At 58.0% G+C, this 19,743-nt stretch carries 16 protein-coding genes; 3 read left to right on the top strand and 13 right to left on the bottom strand.

From position 1 onward, the window contains the following. Positions 1-8 precede the first annotated feature (8 nt). From BLU89_RS15915 to BLU89_RS15890, 6 genes are all read right to left on the bottom strand, one after another. Entirely contained in the window at positions 9-1,823 is a 1,815-nt protein-coding gene (locus tag BLU89_RS15915; RefSeq protein ID WP_074737839.1) for a BCCT family transporter, read from the bottom strand. A 77-nt stretch (positions 1,824-1,900) separates the two neighbouring features. Then, on the bottom strand, positions 1,901-2,911 hold the full coding sequence (locus BLU89_RS15910; RefSeq protein ID WP_074737838.1) for an Ldh family oxidoreductase: 1,011 nt from the start codon (positions 2,909-2,911) through the stop codon (positions 1,901-1,903). A gap of 12 nt (positions 2,912-2,923) precedes the next feature. Next, positions 2,924-3,553 (bottom strand): DUF3726 domain-containing protein, encoded by a 630-nt coding sequence (locus tag BLU89_RS15905; RefSeq protein WP_074737837.1) that lies wholly within the window; start codon positions 3,551-3,553, stop codon positions 2,924-2,926. Then, complete coding sequence (locus tag BLU89_RS15900; protein WP_074737836.1) at positions 3,550-5,235, bottom strand: hypothetical protein; 1,686 nt, start codon at positions 5,233-5,235, stop codon at positions 3,550-3,552. Before BLU89_RS15900 ends, BLU89_RS15905 begins: the two co-directional genes overlap by 4 nt. Further along, positions 5,232-6,209: a membrane dipeptidase gene (locus BLU89_RS15895; protein ID WP_074737835.1), complete on the bottom strand. Its 978-nt coding sequence runs from the start codon at positions 6,207-6,209 to the stop codon at positions 5,232-5,234. The genes BLU89_RS15900 and BLU89_RS15895 overlap by 4 nt, the downstream gene beginning before the upstream one ends. Beyond that, positions 6,209-7,651, bottom strand: coding sequence for an aldehyde dehydrogenase family protein (locus BLU89_RS15890; RefSeq protein ID WP_074737834.1), 1,443 nt, complete (start codon positions 7,649-7,651; stop codon positions 6,209-6,211). Before BLU89_RS15890 ends, BLU89_RS15895 begins: the two co-directional genes overlap by 1 nt. Before the next feature lie 100 nt (positions 7,652-7,751). Between BLU89_RS15890 and BLU89_RS15885 the strand changes: the two genes are divergently transcribed. Next, positions 7,752-8,624 (top strand): LysR family transcriptional regulator, encoded by an 873-nt coding sequence (locus BLU89_RS15885; RefSeq protein ID WP_074737833.1) that lies wholly within the window; start codon positions 7,752-7,754, stop codon positions 8,622-8,624. Positions 8,625-8,641: 17 nt separating this feature from the next. On the opposite strand, the gene BLU89_RS15880 is transcribed toward BLU89_RS15885, so the two are convergent. The 5 genes from BLU89_RS15880 to BLU89_RS15860 all read right to left on the bottom strand — a co-directional run bounded on the left by BLU89_RS15880 (position 8,642) and on the right by BLU89_RS15860 (position 15,807). Next, on the bottom strand, positions 8,642-8,887 hold the full coding sequence (locus BLU89_RS15880; protein ID WP_074737832.1) for a MoaD/ThiS family protein: 246 nt from the start codon (positions 8,885-8,887) through the stop codon (positions 8,642-8,644). After that, positions 8,884-11,136 (bottom strand): xanthine dehydrogenase family protein molybdopterin-binding subunit, encoded by a 2,253-nt coding sequence (locus tag BLU89_RS15875; protein ID WP_074737831.1) that lies wholly within the window; start codon positions 11,134-11,136, stop codon positions 8,884-8,886. The genes BLU89_RS15880 and BLU89_RS15875 overlap by 4 nt, the downstream gene beginning before the upstream one ends. Then, the gene (locus tag BLU89_RS15870) at positions 11,136-11,615 is read right to left on the bottom strand and encodes a (2Fe-2S)-binding protein (protein WP_074737830.1); all 480 of its coding nucleotides are present in this window, start codon (positions 11,613-11,615) and stop codon (positions 11,136-11,138) included. Before BLU89_RS15870 ends, BLU89_RS15875 begins: the two co-directional genes overlap by 1 nt. Then, entirely contained in the window at positions 11,612-12,478 is an 867-nt protein-coding gene (locus tag BLU89_RS15865) for an FAD binding domain-containing protein (protein WP_074737829.1), read from the bottom strand. The genes BLU89_RS15870 and BLU89_RS15865 overlap by 4 nt, the downstream gene beginning before the upstream one ends. Before the next feature lie 116 nt (positions 12,479-12,594). After that, positions 12,595-15,807, bottom strand: a complete 3,213-nt coding sequence (locus BLU89_RS15860; protein ID WP_074737828.1) for a reductive dehalogenase — start codon at positions 15,805-15,807, stop codon at positions 12,595-12,597. A gap of 76 nt (positions 15,808-15,883) precedes the next feature. Here BLU89_RS15860 and BLU89_RS15855 point away from each other — a divergent pair, with 76 nt between their 5' ends. Continuing rightward, positions 15,884-16,786, top strand: a complete 903-nt coding sequence (locus tag BLU89_RS15855) for a LysR family transcriptional regulator (RefSeq protein ID WP_074737827.1) — start codon at positions 15,884-15,886, stop codon at positions 16,784-16,786. Here the strand turns inward: BLU89_RS15855 and BLU89_RS15850 are convergent. Beyond that, positions 16,777-17,628, bottom strand: a complete 852-nt coding sequence (locus tag BLU89_RS15850; protein ID WP_074737826.1) for a LysR substrate-binding domain-containing protein — start codon at positions 17,626-17,628, stop codon at positions 16,777-16,779. The two genes, BLU89_RS15855 and BLU89_RS15850, sit on opposite strands and share 10 nt — an antisense overlap. 106 nt (positions 17,629-17,734) lie before the next feature. Here BLU89_RS15850 and BLU89_RS15845 point away from each other — a divergent pair, with 106 nt between their 5' ends. Further along, complete coding sequence (locus BLU89_RS15845; RefSeq protein ID WP_143030593.1) at positions 17,735-18,436, top strand: SDR family oxidoreductase; 702 nt, start codon at positions 17,735-17,737, stop codon at positions 18,434-18,436. Positions 18,437-18,438: 2 nt separating this feature from the next. Here BLU89_RS15845 and BLU89_RS15840 read toward each other — a convergent pair whose 3' ends face one another. Further along, positions 18,439-19,710, bottom strand: a complete 1,272-nt coding sequence (locus BLU89_RS15840) for an NAD(P)/FAD-dependent oxidoreductase (RefSeq protein WP_074737825.1) — start codon at positions 19,708-19,710, stop codon at positions 18,439-18,441. Positions 19,711-19,743 lie beyond the last annotated feature (33 nt).

The following is a 19,743-nucleotide window of genomic DNA, read 5'->3' as shown; positions in this document are numbered from 1 at the left end:
ACCTGTGTTTATTCTGCCGGAGCTGCCTGCTTTTGCCGCTGGCCGTCGCGATACAGCGCCTTGGCAAGCGCCACGCACATCAGCCCCATGACCACTGTAAATGGCAGCGCGCCGATGATCATCGCGTTCCGCAATGCGTCCATCGGATTGTTCTCACCGGCTGCAAGGATCAAGGCCCCGATTACCGCGGTCAGGATAAGACCCCAGATGATCTTGTGCTTGTTTCCGATATTCTGATCGCCACCCGACATGATGGTGTTCATCACCAGAATGCCGGAATCCGCCGAGGTGACCAGGAAGGTCATGATCAGAACAACGCACATGACCGTGATACCGGACAGCAGCCCGCCGCTGATCATCTCTTGCAGGGTGACGAACAGCTTGGCTGTGTTCGACGCACCAAGGATGGCCCCTTCTGCAGTGCCATTCAGCTCGAGATCGATCGCGGTACCACCCAGAATGGTCATCCAGGCGAAACACACAAGCGCGGGCGCGAACACGCAGCCGATGATGAACTCACGAACCGAGCGACCCTTGGAGATGCGTGCCAGGAACAAGCCCACGAAGGGCGAGAACGCGATCCACCAGGCCCAGTAGAACGTGGTCCAGCCTGCTTGCCATCCGAACTGACGCCCCGGATCACCCGCGGCATAGACCGAAGCGAGAACCGAATCGGGCAATGCAGCTGCGTCACCTTCAAGACCGGATTTGAACCCGTCGAACGAACCCCACGGGTTGGTCGCACCACTGTATAAAGCGTCTGCGAATGGTGCGGCTTCACTTGGCAGGGCTGCATCAAACGCTGTCGCCGACTGCGGGTTGAACGCACCGAAGCTGAGCGAGATGAAGTGCAGGATGTAGTCCACGAACGCCGTTGCATAAGTGGTCATGGCAAACAAGAACGAGCCAAAGACGACAAAGACCAGCAACAGGATCAGCGACAGAACCAGGTTCAGGTTCGACAGGTATTTAACACCGCGCCCAACACCCGAGACAGCCGAAATGATCGACAGGCCCATGATCACGATCAGACCTGCCAGCAGGCCAACGGTGCTGGGTGCTGGAACCTCACCGGTCATGTCCATCATCCATTCCATACCCGAAATCGCATACAGGCCGTCGATAAACTGAGATACGCCGAAGCCAATGGTCACCGACACGCCCAGAATGGTCGCAACCACACCAAGCACATCCACCACATGACCCAGGAACCCGTTCATCAGCTTGCCGAACAGAGGCGTCAGCGCGGTGCGAATGGTCAAAGGCATATTACGTGTATAGGCGTAATAGGCCAGCGATAGACCGGTCACCACATAGATCGACCATGCGTGAAAGCCGTAATGCAGGAAGGTGTAGCGATATCCCGATTGCAACGCGTCTTCAGTGTTGCCCGTGACATCACCCGCAATGACAACCGGGTTCGACCCCCACAAGCCCAGAGGCTCGGCGGTGGCGAAAACCATCAGGCCGACACCCAGACCGGCGCCGAACATCATAGAAAACCACGAGAAATCCGAGAATTCAGGTTTTTCACCCTCGGGGCCCATAAGCCGCTTACCGGTTTGCGGCAGCGCCGCCACGACAAACAGGAAAAAGGCAAAGAAGCCCACGATGATGATGTAGAAGGCGTTGAAGTCTTCCAACAGGCGCGAGTTCAGGCTTCCCAGAACACCATTCGCATTTGCAGGCCACACCAAAGCCCAGATGACCAAAGCGACCATAATTGACTTGCTGAGCAAGGCAATCTCGACGCTGTGACCTTCATAAAACCCACCCGAAGATCGTTTGATATCCAGATCGGTAAAAGGTTCCTTCATAGACATGTGTTTCCTCCCTGTTCGCACGTGTCCTGATTTCCGGGAAAGTCTTCGCAGGCGTCCCGGAATTTCGCCTCAAGGCCTTACGTCAGCAGAGCCTCAATTTTAGCAAGCGTCGCCACATTGACGGCGACACCATCTGTTTGTGCCTTCAATCGGTTTGCCCGACGACCGTCACCCGGCAAATGTGCGCCGTCCTGAGATCGGATCGCTTCGACAAGATCGACAATTCCTGTAGAAAATGCGTCATCGGCTGTCGCATTTGCGTCAATCGCGATGAAAAACTGACCGGTCTTGGGCGGGCCACCTGCAGTCCCCGAAAAGGGCGAGGCGTGAATTCCCAATGTCGCGCCAGTCAGTGCTGCGGCCAAAACCTCGGTCAACAAGGCCACACCTACACCCTTGTAGCCACCCGACGGAGCCATAGAGCCCTTGAGGCCGACATTCGGATCGGTGGTTGGGTTTCCTTCGTCGTCCAACGCCCAGCCAACCGGGATCGGCCTACCCTCGCGCGCGTGTTTCATGACCTCGCTTTTGGCGATGGTGCTGGCGCTCTGGTCTATCAGAAGGGCGGGCTGCCCATCAGTGCCCGGGGCGGCGATTGAGAACGGATTGGTGCCAACTACTGGTTTGGACCCACCCGAAGGAGCAATCGAGGCCGGGGCATTGGTAAAGCCGAGGCCAACCAGCCCAGCCTGTGCAAGCCGATAGGTATGGTAGCCAAGAACACCACAATTATAGCTGTTTCGGATCGCCAGAGCGGCAATTCCTTGCGCCCTGGCAGCGGGGATCAGAATCTCGAACCCGGCATCGATCGCAGAATGCGCAAAGCCTGTTGCCGCATCGGCGGTTACAACGCCGGGGCGTGGCTGCGCCAGGACGGGTCTGGCCTGCCCATCCACCTTGCCGCATTGGACGTGCTCGCAATAAATCGAGATATAGGCGAGGCCATGACTGGCAACCCCATCGGCCTCGGTCGCCGCTGTCGCAACCGCCAATGGCCGTGCGTTTTCTTCGCTGGTGCCCGCAGCCACCAGTGCCCGAAAGGACAAGTCTTCGATTTCAGCGAGCGAGAGGGTGCGGGTTTCAATCATGACGGCCTCTTTTCAGTCGTTATCGGAAAGCCCGGCCCCAGCGCCGAGCAAGCGGGATTCTTCGGTCGCAGGAGCATAGGTACGATGGGCAATACGGTTGAGGATCTTCCACGCAATCGGATCAGGCGTTGCCCGGGTTTGTGGTGAACACGGCTCCGTCAGGATATCGCCCAGTGCGACCTCGACATGATCCGCCCAATCGGGGCAATCGTTTCTCAGTGCCAATCTCGCACCATCCGTTGCAGCGGAAAAATCACCCGTTGTGACGATAGCCACCACATTCTGGCTGCGCGCGGCATGGGCTGCAAATGGCAGCAGCATCATCGGTGACGCAACTTGCCTGATCCTGAAGGGACCCGTTAATAGCATGTGGGAACAATCTGATAGCAGAACTCCAACCGTCAAAGGGCAAAGGTCTTTGCCGCCATCCCAATCGCAATACAACCCTGCTGGCACGTGATCATCCAGTGAGCCGGTGAACTCGCGTTCCAGCACACGCGCCAGTTCCACCACGCCGTCGACGCCTTGTGAACAAAGCCAACGTGTCGCCTTGGCGGCATCTTCAGCTATACCCCAGGCATAGCCTGCACCCCGCGTCGCGCGTTTGGCGGTGGCTTCGATTTCGTTGAGGGAGAAATTCATTGCCCACGCTCCGGATACACCCATAAATCTGCGCTCTGTGAACTCAGTTCCTCGGGGTAAGGTGCGCCCGAATACATGCAGATGCGCACCCACCGATCCGAACGTGGGTCAAAATGGGTCGCACCAAAGAATGACAATTTGGCGCGCAGCATGTCGATGGGCAGGACGTCAGCACTGATCGTATTGTCGCGAATCTCGCCATATGGCGCGAGACGGCTCATTTGCGCACGGCGTACCGTATGGCGATGTTCCGGGTGGCGCAGCAGGAATTCGGCGATCGGTGCTTTGCCCGGCCAGTCCGACAAAGCCTCATAGGCAAACGCTGCATCGCGCGCCGGGGCGAGAGGCTGCTCATACTCGGCGATGGGCTCGTCAAACCGCTCACCCAGCCGGGGTTCAAGCTTTTCTTCAGAAACATACCACGCACGCGCGCAATGCACTGGGTCGCTCCAGTTCAAGTCCAGCGCCCAGCCAAAGCTGTTGCCGATCAGGTGGCGCACGGTTTCAACAGGCATCGCACCGTCGATGGCAAAGGCGGATTTGTTGGCGTCGGCCATGCAACTACTCAGCCCATCAACCAATTCTCCATAAGGCTCTAGGATCAGCGAGGCCAGCAACTCCTGCCCCTCTTCGCTAAGTGCAGCCTGAGACCACAGGATCAAGCGGTCCCAGGGTCGATTGCCCGTCAGATCGGTCTGGTCGAGATAGTCTGAGATTGCGCGCAGGTCAGCGTTCAGCGCGGTGAGCTTTTCAATCTGAATCGGATGCTCTGACCGCCACCACGAGATCGACAGTTTACTGCGCTCGAAGATGTCGAGGAACTTGGCCACTTCTGCCTCTGTTGCGGTCTCGATGGACCGAACCCGCGCGATCGCCTCTTCGCGCACCATGATCCAGTTGTTGAACAGGATCGGGTGATTAACAATGAACGGCGCCATTCCAAGACCGGTCGAGTTGCCGATGCCCAGCCAGCGGGCAATCTGAGGGTCCAACTGCGCGGTCTGCGTACCACCTTTGACCGATGCCATATGTTGAACGAGGTCGCGCACGAAAGTTCGCGTCAGGTAAACCGATAGCATCTCAGCCTGAAATGGGCCGCTGACCTCAGAGCGATCTGCGATCTTCTCCCGGTCTGCCGCACCGAACTTGCCCGATCCGTAGACAGCCGTGGTACGCATCAGGTAGCCGACCTTGTAGATCTGTTCGAGATCGGGTTGCTGACCAGCGGCCAGCCGGTCAACCACATGGGTCCACAACCGGACCGAGCGATTGGCACGAGACAACGACAGTTCGCTTTCGCTGATCCGACCGGCCTCTTGCAATGGCACGTTTTGCGACAAGCGTTGAATGTCGTCTTTGCTCGGCACACCGTCAAACAGGGCAAAGGTAGCATCCCACGCCTCGGCAATCACGCGGTCCGAGCGCTGCTCGGGTGGCAGGTCATGGGCGAAGGCGACCAACGAATAGATGTGATCGGGGCTTTGCGCGGAATAGACCGCGTGACCCACGCCGTTGTCATCGATATCGAAGACCGGGCGGGTGAAGACCCACTGTTCAGCGGCCATACGGCGCGTGAGCTGGCGCATGAAACTAAGCCGACATTGATGAAGCGATCCCAGTCGCGAAAGGCGCATCACCGTGGCGGGATCGCGGCGTTCGATATTTGGGTTCGCGGTGTTCATGGCTTTTGCGGTCCAAAGTTCTCAGCGAAGAACCGATACCAGTTTCCACCCATGATCCCCGAAACTTCCCCAGCATTCATCCCAACGGCGTGCAATCCAGCTTCGATATTGCCAAAATCCCGATTGTCACGGAACCAGGGCGGCATCGGCGGGAACCCGGCGTTCGAAGCCGAGCCTTCGCCATAGTCAATTTCTTTCGTCCAGCGTCCGACCCGCATCCATTCAACCACGCTGTCGGGTTGATCCTGACACAGGTCGGTGCCGATCCCCAGATGCTGGGCGCCGTATTTGTCGGCTGCCCGCGCGATCATCTCGCAGAAGCTTTCCAACGTGCAGTCGGATTTGTCCTTCAGGTGATGAGGATAGACCGAAAAGCCCAGCATCCCACCTTTTTCCGTCACCGCCCGGATCACATCCTCACGCTTGTTGCGCAGGGCCGGAGACCATTCGTGGGGGTTGGCATGTGTGATGGCGATTGGCCGGTCCGAAATATCTGCTGCTTCGATGGTCGAGCGATCCGCCGAATGGCTCATGTCGATCACCAGCCCCACGCGGTTCATCTCTTTGATGACTTGCTTACCCATGCGGGTGATGCCGGTGTCTTCAGCCTCGTAACAGCCGGTCGCCAGCAGGGACTGGTTGTTATAGGTCAGCTGCATGAAGCGCGCGCCCAGGTCGTGCAGGATTTCGACCAAACCGATGTCATCTTCAATCGGGGACGGGTTCTGAAACCCAAAGAACACCGCCGTCCGGCCTGTCTCGCGGGCGATGTCGATATCGCTGGCCCAGCGGCCTTTCATGATCAGGTCCGGATATTGCTCGAACCAGCGATTCCATTTCTCAAAGTTCAGAACGGTTTCGCGGAAATTCTCATGATAGGCGATGGTGACGTGGATCGCGTCCACGCCGCCTTCGCGCAGTTGGCGGAAAATCTTTTCCGACCAGTTGGCATATTGCAGGCCGTCGATCAGCATCAGACAGGGCCTGCACTGATATAAGCCGTCTTGACCGTGGTGTAGAACTCGGCTGCTGCCTTGCCCTGCTCACGCGGACCATACGAACTGTCACCGCGCCCGCCGAAGGGCACATGGTAATCCGTACCTGCGGTGGGCAGGTTGACGGTCACAACACCGGTGCGGGCATTGCGGCGGAAATGCGTGGCACGGGCCAGTGACTTGGTCACGATACCCGACGTCAGGCCAAAGTTGGTGTCATTGACCACGCTCAGCGCCTCGTCATAGCTGCCGACCTTGATGACGCTGGTCAGGGGGGCAAACATCTCTTCGCGGTTGATGCGCATGTCATTGTTGGTGTTCAGGAAAACGCCCGGCGACATGTAGAAGCCCTCATGCGGCATCTCAAGGCGCAGACCACCACAGGCCAGTTCCGCGCCTTCGGATTTGCCCAGATCAACATAGGCAAGATTTTCGTTCAGCTGCTGCTGGCTGACGACAGGGCCCATCTGAACCCCGTCTTCCAGCGCATGGCCAACTTTCATCGCCTGCGTGCCTGCTACCAGTTTTTCGACAAAGGCATCGTGAATGCCCGCGTGAACCACCAGCCGGGACGAGGCAGTGCATTTCTGTCCGGTTCCGCCAAACGCGCCACCCAAGGCCAGCGTTACTGCCAGATCCAGATCAGCATCGTCCATCACTGCCAGTGCGTTTTTCGACCCCATTTCCATCTGCACCTTGGTCAGATTCTGAATGGCAGCAGAGGCAATGCCTTTGCCCACCGGCACCGAACCGGTGAAGGAGATCGCATTGACCTTGGGGCTTTCGACCAGCCGTTGGCCGATCGAACGACCAGACCCCATCACAAGGCTGAACAGGCCCTTCGGGATGTCCTGACGCTCGATGATTTCGGCCAAGGCCGCTGCCGAAGCGGGGGTTATGTTGGCCGGTTTCCACACAACCGCGTTGCCATAGCACAGCGCCGGAGCGATTTTCCATGATGCGGTCGCGGTGGGGAAGTTCCATGGGCTGATGATCGCAACAACGCCAACGGCCTCGCGGCGTACATCCACCTCGATATCCGGGCGCACGGAATCGGCGTTCTCACCGATCTGACGCAGGCATTCAGCGGCATAGTAGGTAAAGAACTGTCCCGCGCGATAGACCTCACCCTTGCCTTCGGCCCGCGGTTTGCCCTCTTCCCGGGCCAGCAGCGTGCCCAGCTCTTCGGCGCGGGCCATCAATTCATTGCCGATCGCATTCAGAACGGCCTGCTTGCGCTCCAGCCCATAGGCGGCCCATTCGGCTTGCGCCACGCGCGCCTGATCCAGCGTCGCCTCAAGCTGGTCAGCGCTGGCTTGCGCGAACATACCAACCAGATCGCTCAGATCAGAAGGGTTGCGGTTTTCAATTTCGCTTTCGCCTGCCAGCCATTCGCCAGCGATCAGGTTCAGTTTTGTCACAATGCGCCCCAGAGTCAGAATTCGTTTGTCACAGGATGGATTTTTGAGGGCGCATCAGTCAAACTCAAATAACTTAAGCAAACTTCAAGGAAGCTGAAGCGTGGCCATTAAAATCGAAATGTTGCGCTGTTTTTGCACCGTCGCGCAGACCGGCAATCTGGTTGAGGCCGCAGACCGCCTTGGCCGCACGCAATCAGCCGTCTCAATGACGTTGAAACAGCTAGAAGAGCATCTGGGCAAGAAGCTGTTCGAAGGCGAACGGAAAAACCAGCTTTCGCCATTAGGTGAAGGCGTATTTGATCTGGCACTGAGGCAGGTTCGGCAGTTTGATCAGGCCGTCCAGAACATCGAAGCCGCGGCTCAGGCCGAACGGGGGCTTATCCGGATCGTATCCGTTCCTTCGGTTGGCGCGTTGATCTTTCCACCGTTACTGGACTACATGATGCGCGAATTTCCCGGGGTGAAGATCGAACTGCGCGATACGCACACTCAGCAGGTGTTGGATAGCATAGCCGAAGACCAGGCCGATATTGGTATTGCATCAGGGTATCATCCTCTGAACGGGGTCAGGACCATTCCGATGTTTCAGGATTCCTTTGGTCTAGTTGCAGCCTCGGATCACCCGCTTATTACAAGATCGGAACCGCTGACAATTGCGGACATCCTGACCGCACCATTTGTTCGTAATGCTCTTTGCGATCTTATACAGGCGCCTGCCTTCCTGCCGGCCATCGAAAACGCCGAGATCACCATTCACAATACCCATTCGCTGATCACAATGGTTCGAACAGGCGAATGGATCACCGTTCTGCCACAGACTGTTGCCGGATATCTGCCCGAAGCAGTCAGCTTCCGCCCGATTTCGGACCTGCACGATAAACGACAGGTATATCTGTACATCCGCGAACGATCACGGTTTCAGGACCTGACCGATCAGTGCAGTGCATTCATCTTGTCATGTGACTTTGCTTAAGGGCGGTCCTTGGGCTCTCAACCGCCCCTAAGGCGCTGCATCAGATAAACCTCGGCGTCTTCGGGGATCGGCTCGGATAGCCCGGTTGCGATGATGCGCCCGTCAACAGCGACCGATACGCCCGCGTCGATCGGGGCCTGCAACCCGGGATGCAGACGCACCAGTTCCTTCAGCAGCTCTCCGGTGGTAGCGGCCTCAACTTCGACCACCTGCTGACCTCCGGTCAAAGACCGGAGGCTGGACCAGAGGTGAACCTCGATCATTTGTCCTTGAGCGCCGCCAGAATGCGCGGAGGTGACATCGGCAATTGCCGCATCCGCACACCGGCCGCATTGGAAACCGCGTTGGCGATGGCCGCGAGGGGCGGCACGATGCCAGTCTCGCCCACGCCACGCACGCCAAACGGGTGACCAGGGTTGGGCACTTCGACAATCACTGTGTCGATCATGGGCAAGTCGCTCGCGACTGGGATGCGGTAGTCAAGGAAGATCGAGTTCTGCAATCGACCATCCTCACCATAGATGTATTCCTCATTCAGCGCCCAGCCGATACCCTGCGCGGCACCGCCCTGATACTGACCCTCCACATAGGTCGGGTGGATCGCCTTGCCAGCGTCCTGAATGACCGTATAGCGGGTAACACTGGTCTTGCCGGTTTCCGGGTCCACCTCGGCATCGACGATATGGGTGCCAAAGGATACGCCCGCGCCCTCGGGTGTCGCTTCGAAATGGCCCGAGATCGGCCCACCCGTCGCGCCCATATCGGCGGTAATGTCAGCCAATGGCAAGGGGTCGAAGTCGCCCGCGTTCGGGCCCGACGGCACCGCGCAACCGTTTTCCCATTTCACCGCATCGACCGGGATGCCCCATTTTGCAGCCGCCCGTTCGCACAGCTTCTCGACCGCATGTTTCGCCGCCTTGATCGTGGCAAGGCCGCTGGCATAAGTCACCCGGCTGCCGTGCGAGACGTCGTTATAGCCCAGCGAAGCAGTGTCTGCGATGGTCACCCGTATGTTCTCATATGGAATTCCCAGGATCTCGGCCGCCATCAGCGCCATCGACGCACGCGAGCCGCCGATATCCGGCGTGCCGACCATCACTTGCGCCGAGCCATCCTCGGACAGGGCCAGCGAAACAGAGGTCTCGCCCCCATGGTTGAACCAGAAGCCACAGGAAATCCCGCGCCCCTGCCCCGGTTTCAGCGGAGCGGAATAATGCGGATGCGCCTTGGCCGCTTCCAGCGTTTCAACCAGACCGATGCGTTCATAGGTTGGGCCATAGCTGGCCTTTGAGCCTTCAGCTGCTGCGTTCTTAAGGCGCATGTCGACGGGATCAAGACCCAGTTGGTTGCACAGCTCATCCAGCACGGATTCAACTGCAAACGCCCCCATCGGCGCACCCGGTGCGCGATAGGCCGCCTGCTTTGGCCGGTTGGCCATCACATCGTAGCCCACCTGCCGCACATTGGTCAGGTTGTAAGGCGCAAAAGCACACATGGCGGTCATGTCACCGGGTGCACCGGGGAACGCACCGCCCTGCAGGCGGAATGTCCCTTCGGCGGCAGTGATCGTGCCATCCTTTTTCATACCAATCTTGATATCCATCGACGCGGACGAGGTTGGGCCGGTGGCGCGAAAAACCTCGGACCGGTTCATCACCAATTTGACCGGGCGATTGGCCTTGCGGCTCAACGCCAGTGCGACCGGCTCGATAAAGACTGTGGTCTTGCCGCCGAACCCGCCACCAATCTCGGATGCGGTGACGCGTAGTTGCGAGGTTTCGATTCCCAGTAGTGCCGCACAGGTTTTCTGCGCGATCCAATGGCCTTGGGTTGTGCACCACAGTTCACCCTTGCCATCAGTGCCCAGCGAACCCAAACAGGCATGGGGTTCAATATAGCCCTGATGGGTCGCCTCGGTAACAAAGCTGTCTTCGACAACCAGATCAGCCTCGGCAAAGCCTGCCTCGACATCGCCATGGCCGCTTTCGTGATAGCGCACGACGTTTGGGTGCATTCCTTCGGGAACTGAATAGTCTGCGGCGCCTTCCCGGATGACAGGCGCATCAGCTTCCATGGCCTTGTCCACATCGGTGACATGAGGCAAGACTTCGTATTCTACCTCGATCAGCTTCAGCGCATCGCGCGCCGCCAGCGCTGAGGTTGCGGCCACGGCTGCAACGGCGTGCCCGTCATAAAGCGTCTTTTCACCTGCCATGACGTTTTCCAGCACGTTCCAGAATTCACCTTCCAGACCGGGTTCAAACGGGACTTCGGCGAAATCGGCACGCGTGACCACGGCCTTGACGTCCTTCAATGCCTCGGCCTTCGAGGCGTCGATTTTCACGATGCGCGCATGAGCATGGGGAGAACGCAAAATCGCACCATGCAACATCCCCGGTGCATGAGCATCCGCACCAAACCTGGCGCGACCCGTGACCTTATCCAACCCATCCGGACGATCTGGTCGGGTGCCTACAAAAGTGAAGATGGATTTTTGATCGTCGAGTGCCATTACGAAGCCTCCCGCAGTTCAGCAGCCGTATCCATCACGGCGCGAATGATCTTGTCATACCCGGTGCAGCGACACAGGTTGCCTGCCAACCAATAGCGTGCCTCTTCCTCGGTCGGATCGGGGTTCTTTTCCAACAAGGATTTGGCCGCAACCAAAATACCCGGCGTGCAGATCCCGCATTGCAGGGCAGCATACTCGATGAATTTCTTCTGCAGCGGATGCAGAACGTCGCCATCGGCAATCCCTTCGACGGTTTCGATCTGCTTGCCCTCGGCCTCGACGCCCAGCATCAGACATGAGCAGACCAGCCGCCCATCTACGGTGACAGAACAGGCGCCGCAATCTCCGGTACCGCAGCCCTCTTTCGCCCCGGTCAGATTCAATTTGTCGCGCAAACAATCCAGCAGGGTTTCACGCGGATCGCAGAGATATTCGACCTCATCGCCGTTGACGGTGGTCGTGACGTGGAGCTTGCTCATGCTTGTTCTCCCTTGGCGCGGGCATAGGCGATCTTGGCGGTGCGCTTGGCAAGAACGCCCGCGACTTCGGTCCGAAACGCGATGGTGCCGCGTTTGTCATCAATCGGGTTGCACGCGCCCGACGCGGCGGCGGCTAGGGCATCTAGCGCGGCGTCATCCAGCGTGGTGCCGATGATTGCGCGGGCCGCATCATCGACCAGCAGAACAGTCGGAGCAACAGCCCCCAGCGATACGCGCGCCTCGGTGATGGTGTCGCCGTCCAAGCGCAGGTTTACTCCTACGCCAACCACGGCAATGTCCATTTCGGTGCGCGGGATGAACCGCAGATAGGCATCCCCACCGTTTTCACCACGCGCAGGGATGTTGATCGCTGAGATCACCTCACCTTTGGCCAGCGCGGTTTTGCCAGGGCCGGTCGGGATGTCTTCAACCGCCATGTCTCGAACACCCTCAGGGCCGGTGATCGTGACCGTCACACCGGCCGCCACCATGGCGGGTACGGAATCAGCCGCCGGAGAGCCATTACAAAGGTTGCCGGTCAAAGTTGCGCGCCCCTGCACCTGTGTCGATCCAATCAGGTCCATCGCTTCGACCACGCCGGGCCAGTCAAGGCCAAGCTCAGGGTGATCGCTCATCTCTGCGCCGGTCGCGGCAACGCCCAATGTCCAACTGCCGTCTGAATTGCGGGTGATGTCGTGTACGCCGTTGATTTTCTTGATATCGATCAGCGTGTCAGGCGTTACCAGTTCCGAGCGCAGTTGCACCAGAACATCGGTGCCACCTGCCAGAAACCGCGTAATGCCCGTTGCATTAATTGCCAGCGCCGATGCTTCGGCAAAACTGGCGGGGCTGTGATAGTCCATGTAAGTACCTCGCACCTGTTAATCAGGGTTCACTGGGTTTTGCGAGGGACGTTAGTGCAGCAACCCCTGTTCGTCCATGGCAAGCGCGACCTATTTTTAATCCAAACAATTTGGGTTCAGAGATCGATTTCGATCACACCGTCTTTTTCCGCCGCACGGCTTTGGCAGAGGATGATCGCCCCTTCTCGCTGTTTGTTCGAAAGCACAAAGTCACGATGTTCGATTTCACCCGAAATCACTCCGCATTTGCAGACACCACAGATGCCATCTGCACATTTCACATCGACGTGAATCCCCGCTTCATTCAGGACCTCAGCCGCATCCTTGTCAGCAGGTACACTCAGTTCCCGACCCGATTTCGCCAATTTAAGAGTGAAGTCGTGGTTCTCGTATTCCGGTTTTTCAGGGACTGAGAAATACTCCAGATGCCGCGCTTCTTCCGGGAACCCCTGCGCTTTGGCGGCTTGCATGACACCATCCATGAAACGATCCGGGCCGCAGGTATAGGCATGCCAACCCTCTTGATATCCGCCAAGGATTACATCCAGATCGGCGCGGGTACCTTCATCAGAAAAATGATAGTGGACATGATCTGCCCATGGCATCGCGGCCAGATCGTCCAGATATCCTGCTCCGGCGCGCGTGCTGGCGGAATAATGCAACTCAAATGGTTTACCTAGTGCGTGCAATCGATGCGCGAAAGCGATCATCGGAGTGATACCGATGCCGCCGCCCATCAGGAAGGTTTTTGATGCGCTCTCATCCAGTTCGAAATGATTGATGGGTTTGGAAATAAAAACCTTGCGGCCTTCGTTGAAAATCCGATGCAACAGGGCTGATCCGCCACGCCCCTCATCTTCGCGCAGCACTCCGATCTGATAGGCCGATCGATCAGATGGATCGCCGGACATGGAGTATTGCCGCAAAAACTCGGGCGCGACCAGCACGTCCAGATGCGCGCCAGCGGTCCATTCAGGCAGCGGCGCACCATTGAGGGTCGAAAATTCATACTTCGTAACATCCGCGGTCATCTTGTCGACCTTGGTCAATTCAACCCGCATCACCGGAGCGTCCCCGGCAATCTGATAGCGATGGATCGCCGACATATCACCCGCCTCTTTGCGGGCCTTGTATTCATCTGCGGTCAACATTGCCTCATAGGCTGCAATCCCGGCCTCGCGGTCCATCACAAACGGATAGGGCCACGGATGCGGGGCAAGGTATGCCGGATAGACTGCAAGCGTCTGGTCCTCATATTTCAGGTCGAGGTCCTTTTGCAGATCACGCCGGTTCAGGGGATGTTGCGTTGGGCGATAGGCACCGTCGGCCTCCAACTCGATATCCCACCACCATTTCTTGGCGTCGTTTAGACCGCCGTTGCCAGCAATATCATCCAGTTTCGCCAGCACGGGTGCGGCTGAAGGTATGTTCATCGCGGCCCATCGGAACGGGCGTTCCTTGAAGATACCTTCAAGGTTCCAGGGGCAAGTTTTCATACATCGCCCGCACATGGCACCGCCTGGTGTCGTGACCCGGTAGGTCGCACATTTCTGGCTGTCGGATTTCCATATCTCATAGCCATTGAACATCAGCTTCGGTCCGGCAGTGATCGCGCCCGACGGGCACTCCCGTGCGCATTTGTTGCAAGACTCACAGAAGGTCTGCAGACCGAAATCGATGGGTTTGTCATGCACCATCGGCATATCGGTGGTAACGACACCTGATTTCAGACGCGGGCCGAGATAAGGGTTCAGGATGACCTCACCGATCCGGCTGACCTCTCCCAATCCCGACAGCAGCAGAAGCGGCGGTTGCAGCACTTCGCCATCCATCACCGTATGGGCCTTGGCTTTATAGCCAAGATTTCGAATTTGCTGCGCGATCACGCCACCCAGCAGCGAAAACCGCAGATAAGCCCGCATGGATTGGGCCACGCTGATCCAGTCATCCCCGCTGGCGCCCTCCATCGTTTCATAACCCTGATCGATGATCATGCTGATCGCCTGATCGTGGGGTGGTACGATCTCTTCTCCGGTGGCATCGTGAGAATACCAGCTCCATTCCGGGCACCGGCTGAGGCCCACCGCGTCGACCCCAAGGAAATAGGTCGCGGCCTTGATGTTTGCCGCATTCCGTTCGGCATCTGTTGGTTGTTCGACCTCGGCGCTGCCCCCATCTTGCAGCAAAACAAACGCGCCCAGTGCTCGGCGTTGGGCAAAGCTGGGTGCAGCCTTGCGGACATAATAGCCGCCCTTGGCTGCATCCTGCAGTTTTTTCCCCATGTCTCCGAATTGAGCACGCGCGAACATATCCGCGCGTTTGGGAACGCGGGCAACATTGTCCTCGTCGATATAGGTGGTCGGGTCGTCTACTCGTTTGAGATTTTCGAACGCATGAGCACCGTCGACATATCGACGCTTGGCATACGGATCGCGGTTCAGGGCGTTTTTGGCAAACCCTGTACCCAGCCACCATGCGGGACCCTGGGTGCGGAACCAAGGTTGCTCTGCCATGGGGCACAGCGGACGATCGTGACTGATTTCCATCTCGGTCGTAACCGCAGCCAGGCCAAAGCGTTTGCCCAACCATGGCACAACGACTTCGCCGGCTTCCATCGAAGCCAACCCCGCCGCCACGGCCAGCTTACCCAAATCAACCTCGGACGACATCGCCGAATGAGCCCGCGCGTCAAAACCCAGCAATCGGATGTAGTTGGCGATGACGACCGCATTTTCAGTCGCTAGCAGACAGGCACGGTGATCCTGCGCGTCCGAAATCCATTCAGCCCCGGTTTCCGATGAGTCAGGATCGCGATTGAGCTCATAAAGAAACACAATCGCATGGCAATGGTTGTCGATGGGCCTGGGCGCGGCCTCCATGCTTTCTTTCAGATCGGCCATGATCAGATCTATACCCGAGGCCAGGGTCTTGGTTTGGCGGGTTCGCAGCGCGTACGCGAGGCGGTCAATATCCGGGTTTCGCCGAGGATCGGGCAACATCGCTTCTGAAGGCAACGGCCCGCAGCCCATCATCGACGCGTCGTTGAAATAGCCAAACGCCTTTAAGTGGTTGGCCCGGTCAATTGGGTCGGCGGGAATGTCCGAGGTAACCGGATTCACGAACCCATCCCGGATCGCATCCAGCATCGCCTGAAATTCACCCATCGCATTAACGATGCTTTCGGGCTGGTCAGGCCGGTGAAAGCTAAGCGCGCGCATCCGATTGACCTGCATCAGATCGGGCATCCGGTCCTGCCGCGCCAACCGTTCCAGCGGATACGATCCCATGTGAACGGGTCGGTTTTTGTCCGAGAAAAAGCGGATCCCCATTGCGCGCCTCCTGCTTGCTGCCTACCCCCTACCCCGGCATAGACACCAAATCCATTCATGAATAATCATAGATGGTATGAGTAAAATTGATTTTATGGAATTGGACGGTAAAGTCCTGCGCATCTTTCTGACGATACTAGAGGAAAGTTCAGTCTCAAAAGCCGCCGATCGACTAGGCGTGACGCAATCGGCCATCAGCCATACCCTGGGAAAATTGCGGCAGATACTAGGAGACCCGCTGTTCGTACGATCAGGTCAAGGGCTGACCCCAACAGAGCGCGCGCTGTCACTCAAAGAACCAGTTCAGCAGGTGCTGGATAATATGCGGGCCCTTACTGAAGAGCGGCCATTTAATCCGTTGTCTGAACGGATGGACATCCAGATCGCCACCAATGACATGCCGCGTGAGTTGATCTTTCCCGACCTGCTGCGGGAGGCCCGGGCTGAAGATATTCGGTTGCAACTGGAATTCATCCCCTCGGGTGTACCTGACCCGGATCTGCTGCGGAGCGACCGGTGCCAGTTGATGCTGACCCCACTGCCTCCGGATGGACCAGACATATTTCAGAAACGACTGGTGACCAGTCCGCTGATGGTGTTTTACGACGCCGCACACCGGGATCCTCCGCAGGATTGGCAGGCTTATTGCGACAGTGATCATGTCGAAGTGCGCTTTGCCGATGGGCGCAATGCACGTGCGGTTATGCGCGGGGTGGATCAAAGCCAAATCCGAGCACCGATCGTGACCCTGCCCCATTTCAACGCAATCCCGCCGTTCGTGAAAGGCAGCACTCTGATCTCGACCGACACGGCGCTGATGAAACTGGGCCCGCTGGCAAGTCTGGATTGTGCACCGCTGCCATTTGCCAGTGATCCCGTGACGATCTACATGGTCTGGCATCAGCGATCGACCAATGACCCAGCCCATCGCTGGCTGCGCAGGCGGATCGAAACCATCGCAACAATGCTTCAAACCTGAGATAACAGCCAATCGCGCATCTGTTTCACCAGTTCCGGCTGGCGTGGTTTCTTTGGGGTGACGATGAAGAAGCTCAGATCGTCGATCAGCACTTCGGACAGGGGTTGCACCAGCCGCCCCGCAGCCAGTTCCGACGAGACTAGCGGCGCATTCGCCAAGGCAAAGCCCTGACCAGAGATTGCCGCGTCTATCGCCAGGCTCGTCTGGCTGAAGCTCATCATCCGAGGGCGACCTTCGACCCCTGCCCGCTCAAGAAACAGCGGCCACAGCCCGTGCGAGTCACTAAGCAATACGTGTTTCATCAAGTCCGCTGGTACTGTAATCTCTGCAGCCAGTTCCGGGCTACACACCACAACGAACTCAGTAGAAAACAGCGGTGTCGCAATCAAATCCGGTGCAATTGGTGCACGGCTCTGCCGCACGGCAATATCAATCCCGTCCGACTGGAAATTGGCCAGCCGTTCACCCGCATCGACCTGCACCGAAACATCGGGATAGCTGGACATAAATCCATTCAGGCGCGGCACCAACCATTTCGAGGCAAAACTGGGCGTGACAGAGATGGTGATCTGGCGTTGACCCGACAGGTCATCCACAGCCTCTTCGATCAGACGAAAGGCCCGCCGTAAGGGTGCGTGGAACCTGCGCCCCGCTTCGGTCAGGCGCAATCCACGGGGTAAACGTTCGAACAGGCCAGCCCCCAATCGGGCTTCAAGCCCCCTTACCTGTTGGGCAACGGCGCCTTGGGTGACGCCCAACTCTTCCGCGGCCAAACGAAAGTTTAGATGCCGGGCGGACGCTTCGAAGGCGCGCAGAGCGTTGAGGGGTGGGAGTGCTGTCATAAGACCAGACTGTAGATTTTCTACATATTTAACGCAGCAGAACTGATTGGTCAATTTAACCAAAGACACCCATTTTGGTTACAGACAACGCATTGGAGCAAAAAAGATGACAAAAGTAGCTTTGATCACGGCTGGCGGAAGCGGCATGGGCGCAGACTCTGCCAAAAGGCTGGCCGCAGATGGGTTCAAGGTCAGCATTCTCTCGTCCTCGGGCAAGGGAGAGGCCTTGGCGCAAGAGCTGGGCGGTGTCGGCATCACCGGGTCGAACCAGTCAAATGATGATCTGCAGAATTTGGTCGACGCCGCAATGTCCCATTGGGGGCGCGTCGATGTGCTGGTCAATTCCGCAGGGCATGGTCCGCGCGCGCCGGTACTGGAACTGACGGATGAGGACTGGCACACTGGCATGGATGTTTATTTCATGAATGCGGTGCGCCCCACTCGACTGGTGACCCCAATCATGCAAAAGCAAGGCGGCGGTTCGATCATCAACATCTCGACCTTTGCCGCGTTTGAACCCGATCCTGTTTTCCCCACCTCAGGCGTCTTTCGCGCTGGGCTGGCGGCATTCACCAAACTGTTCTCGGATAATTATGCGGCCGACAATATCCGCATGAACAACGTGTTGCCCGGTTTCATCGACAGCCTGCCCGAGAAAGAGGAATTCCGTGCCCGCATCCCGCTGGGCCGCTATGGGCGCAGCTATGATGAAATTGCCTCGGTCGTGGCCATGCTCGCGTCTGAGGGCGGAGGTTACATCACCGGTCAAAACATTCGTGTGGATGGCGGCATCACACGCTCTGTTTAGTGTCAGAAACGTGCCTTGATGAAATGCGTCAGCGCTGCGCCCGTCTCGAAAAAGACGTGGCGCAGGCCGGTCCAATTTTCGCTGTACTCTGGCACCGGAGGCACGGGAAGCAGAGATGGATCACCGTTCAGCAGGCTTTCGGCCATCAGACGCCCGAACACGGTTCCCGGCCCAATCCCACGCCCGGAAAACCCATGCGCGGCTAGCGCATTTGGACCAATCTGCGTGATCTTGGGAATATGGTCCGATGTCATCGCAATCCGTCCGTGCCAACCTTCGATCAGTGGCTGATCTGCAAGCTGTGGATACAACGTCGCCAGCTTGCGCCTGACCCAGGCCTTGTGGGCGAAGCCACCGGCGTGGCTTAGGTTCCCCATGCCGCCAACAATGAAGCGGCCCTCCTGATCCAGTCGGAACGACGTCATGATCAAGCCGGTATCCCAGCAGCCCTCGCCTTGGGGCAATATGCTGGCCCGAAGATTATGTGACAGCGGTGCGGTGGCGTATTGGAAGTAATAGACCGGCACATAGTCAGGCGCAGTAATGGCGATATCTTGATGATAGGCGTTGGTCGCTTGAATGACCGATTTGGCGCGTACGGTTCCGCCATTTACGCGCAAAACCCATCCCTCGTTATCCTTGCGCAAGGATCGGACCGGGCTTTGAATGCAAATCTGCGCGCCCGCGTCCTGCGCGGCGCAGGCCAGACCCACCGCATAGGCCAGCGGCTGAATCGTGCCCGCGCGCGGATCAAACAACGCTCCATGGACGGCGGGGCTGCCCGTGCGTTGGCGCGATGTAGTGGCGTCAAGCAGTTCGACCGGTGCACCGGATGTACTCAGCTGTGCATGGCGCGTACACAAATCCCCATAGCCCGAGGCCGAATGCGCACAGTGCAACGTGCCTTTCCTGACCGGCTCGCATGCGATCCCGTGCGCATCAATCAACTCAAACACTTCGGAAGGCGCCTTGGCCAATAGAGCAATCAGCCGGTCACCCACCGCCTGCCCCAGATGCAACCGTATCTCGTCTGGCGGAAGCCAGAGCCCGGCATTGACCAGCCCCACATTCCGCCCGGATCCACCATGGCCGATCTGGTGCGCCTCAAGCAGGCAGACAGACGCCCCCGATTGTGCTGCCGCCAGGGCGGCAGAACATCCGGTGTACCCGCCACCGATAACCGCAAGATCAACGGTCAGATCACCAGAAAGCGTCTGCGCGGCAACACGCTCGCGACTAGTTTGCAGCCATAATGATTGATCATAATCACGCATACCAGAACCCTGCCAGAATCTCGCAGATCATCG

The organism is Ruegeria halocynthiae (genome assembly GCF_900106805.1).
GTDB lineage: Bacteria > Pseudomonadota > Alphaproteobacteria > Rhodobacterales > Rhodobacteraceae > Ruegeria > Ruegeria halocynthiae.
This window is presented reverse-complemented; position numbering and strand designations above follow the sequence as displayed.

Coding starts and splice junctions, on each gene's coding strand:
- BLU89_RS15860 (WP_074737828.1), bottom strand. CDS start 15,807: ATGGGGATCCGCTTTTTCTCGGACAAAAACCGACCCGTTCACATGGGA.
- BLU89_RS15915 (WP_074737839.1), bottom strand. CDS start 1,823: ATGTCTATGAAGGAACCTTTTACCGATCTGGATATCAAACGATCTTCG.
- BLU89_RS15875 (WP_074737831.1), bottom strand. CDS start 11,136: ATGGCACTCGACGATCAAAAATCCATCTTCACTTTTGTAGGCACCCGA.
- BLU89_RS15855 (WP_074737827.1), top strand. CDS start 15,884: ATGAGTAAAATTGATTTTATGGAATTGGACGGTAAAGTCCTGCGCATC.
- BLU89_RS15880 (WP_074737832.1), bottom strand. CDS start 8,887: ATGATCGAGGTTCACCTCTGGTCCAGCCTCCGGTCTTTGACCGGAGGT.
- BLU89_RS15900 (WP_074737836.1), bottom strand. CDS start 5,235: ATGAACACCGCGAACCCAAATATCGAACGCCGCGATCCCGCCACGGTG.
- BLU89_RS15845 (WP_143030593.1), top strand. CDS start 17,735: ATGACAAAAGTAGCTTTGATCACGGCTGGCGGAAGCGGCATGGGCGCA.
- BLU89_RS15895 (WP_074737835.1), bottom strand. CDS start 6,209: ATGCTGATCGACGGCCTGCAATATGCCAACTGGTCGGAAAAGATTTTC.
- BLU89_RS15840 (WP_074737825.1), bottom strand. CDS start 19,710: ATGCGTGATTATGATCAATCATTATGGCTGCAAACTAGTCGCGAGCGT.
- BLU89_RS15850 (WP_074737826.1), bottom strand. CDS start 17,628: ATGACAGCACTCCCACCCCTCAACGCTCTGCGCGCCTTCGAAGCGTCC.
- BLU89_RS15870 (WP_074737830.1), bottom strand. CDS start 11,615: ATGAGCAAGCTCCACGTCACGACCACCGTCAACGGCGATGAGGTCGAA.
- BLU89_RS15905 (WP_074737837.1), bottom strand. CDS start 3,553: ATGAATTTCTCCCTCAACGAAATCGAAGCCACCGCCAAACGCGCGACG.
- BLU89_RS15910 (WP_074737838.1), bottom strand. CDS start 2,911: ATGATTGAAACCCGCACCCTCTCGCTCGCTGAAATCGAAGACTTGTCC.
- BLU89_RS15865 (WP_074737829.1), bottom strand. CDS start 12,478: ATGGACTATCACAGCCCCGCCAGTTTTGCCGAAGCATCGGCGCTGGCA.